This window comes from Streptomyces sp. NPDC091412, from assembly GCF_044756885.1.
Lineage (GTDB): Bacteria > Actinomycetota > Actinomycetes > Streptomycetales > Streptomycetaceae > Streptomyces.
In genome coordinates this window covers 1-1,451 of the sequence record NZ_JBIVTV010000062.1, presented here as the reverse complement: position 1 = coordinate 1,451, position 1,451 = coordinate 1, and the positions used below count along the sequence as shown (strand labels likewise).

Genomic DNA, 1,451 nt, shown 5'->3' with positions numbered 1-1,451 from the left:
ACTAGTAGGGCTTGGTCAGGTGCGTATCGGTTCGGGTATGTCGCGGTGGCAGGTGGGGCAGGTGCCGGCCCAGGTGGCGAGGAGTGCCTGCAGTTCGCGGACTACCTGGTAGAGGCTCAGCCCTGAGCCGCGTCTTTTGGGGCTCGTGCCAGCCGCTGCAGCGTGCAGAAGGCATGCGCGACGGACACGAGGGTGACGTGATGGTGCCAGCCGTTCCAGGTGCGGCCCTCGAAATGGGCCAGGCCCAGGGCCTGTTTCATCTCCCGGTAGTCGTGTTCGATGCGCCAGCGGAGCTTGGCCAACCGCACGAGTGTGGCAAGCGGCATGCCCGGGGGCAGGCTGGACAGCCAGAACTGCACCGGCTCGCTCTCGGTGGCGGGCCATTCGGCCAGCAGCCAGCGCTCGGGCAGTTCCGGACCGTTGGTGGCCTGACGGATCTCGCGCCCGGCAGGCCGGATGCGCAGGGCAACGAAACGCGAGTACATGCGCTTCAACCCGCTGCGGCCGGTGCCCGGCCGGGAACCCTCGCGCCAGGACACGGGCCGGGCCGCCTGCCGGCCGGCCTCCATCACCAGTTCTTTCACCGTCTTGGGCTTGTCCGGGTACTTCGCCACCGGTGGGCGGCCGGTGCCCTGGTAGGGCGAGGTGATCGGCCGGGCATGGGCGGGATGAGCAGTGAGCCGGGAAGAGATTCCGACCGCGTAGGCCAGTTTCCGTTCCTCCAGGCCCAGACGGAAGGCGGTGGCGTCGCCGTATCCGGCGTCCGCGACGACCAGCGGCACGTCGACGCCCCAACTGCGGGCCTCGTCGATCATGTCCAGGGCCAGCTGCCACTTCTCCACATGACCCGCCTCAGCCGGGACCCCGCACTGCTTCCGGCGGGCGACCTTGACCGGATCCGCATCCGATGAGGCGGCATCCCAGGAAGCGGGCAGGAACAGCCGCCAGTCGATCGCGGCCGAGGCGCGGTCGTCGGCCAGGTGCAGCGAGACACCTACTTGGCAGTTGGTGACCTTGCCCGCGGTGCCGGTGTACTGACGCGACACGCACGCCGAGGCGTCCCCGTCCTTGAGGAAGCCGGTGTCGTCGACGATCAGTGCCTCCGGACCGATCGCCTCATGCATCCTCCAGGCCAGCCGGGCCCGCACATGGGCCGCATTCCACGGGCTGGAGGTTACGAAGTGCGCCAGCGCCTGGCGGTTGCCGTCCTCACCGAGGCGGGCCGCCATCGGTTCCACCGACTTGCGCCGCCCGTCCAGCAGCAGCCCACGCACATACGCCTGCCCCCACCGCCGCTGGTCCGCGCGGAAGAACCCGTCGAACAACTCCGCCGCGAACGCCTCCAGGTCCTCCCGGACCCCGACCATCTCCTCAGGTGTCACACCATGCCAACCCCACCCGCCGACCAACAGACACGCCACTCACGAGTGAAGATGACCAAGCCCTACTAG

1 protein-coding gene is annotated in these 1,451 nt (G+C 69.1%); it reads right to left on the bottom strand.

What is annotated here, in order from left to right:
- Window positions 1-116: 116 nt before the first annotated feature.
- Window positions 117-1,367 carry an IS701 family transposase gene (locus ACIQMV_RS39375; RefSeq protein WP_402597923.1) on the bottom strand — a complete coding sequence of 417 codons (1,251 nt, stop codon included), beginning with the start codon at window positions 1,365-1,367 and terminating at the stop codon, window positions 117-119.
- Window positions 1,368-1,451 lie beyond the last annotated feature (84 nt).